This window comes from Protofrankia sp. CiP1_Cm_nod4, from assembly GCF_982290645.1.
Genome location: NZ_CEVIVC010000222.1, coordinates 1 through 601, shown reverse-complemented (window position 1 = coordinate 601; position 601 = coordinate 1). Strand labels below are relative to the sequence as shown.

1 protein-coding gene is annotated in these 601 nt (G+C 74.2%); it reads left to right on the top strand.

All coding sequences use genetic code 11. The features are described 5' to 3' along the window. Window positions 1–601 (top strand): HDIG domain-containing metalloprotein (locus AC5LSR_RS23120; RefSeq protein ID WP_493469021.1); only part of this gene is annotated, 601 nt, incomplete at both ends.

Below are 601 nucleotides of genomic sequence, written 5' to 3'. Positions count from 1 at the left end.
ACGAGGTGCTGCGCTGGGCCGCCCTGCTGCATGACATCGGCAAGCCGCGGACCCGCCGGCACGTCCCCGGCGGCGGCGTCTCCTTCCACCACCACGAGGTGGTCGGGCGCGACATGACCCGTAAGCGCCTGGCGGCGCTGCGCTTCCCCAAGGACGTCGCGGACGCGATCACCTTGCTGGTGTTCCTGCACCTGCGCTTCCACGGCTACGGGCGCGGGGAGTGGACGGACGCGGCGGTGCGCCGGTACGTCCACGACGCCGGGCCGCAGCTGTCCCGGCTGCACAAGCTCGTCCGCTCGGACTGCACGACACGCAACCGGCGCAAGGCCGAGGCGCTGGCCGCCACGTACGACGCGCTGGAGGAGCGGATCGCCCAGCTGGCCGAGCAGGAGGAGATCGCCGCGATCCGCCCGGAGCTGTCCGGGGACGACATCATGGCCCTGCTGGGCCTGGCCCCCGGCCGGCTGGTGGGGCAGGCCCGGGCGCACATGCTCGACTTCCGTTTCGAGGCGGGCCTGGTCGGGCGAGAGGCGGCCGAGGCGGAGCTGTTCCGCTGGGCCCGCGCGAACAACGTCCCCATCCCCGGCGAGCCCCCCGCACC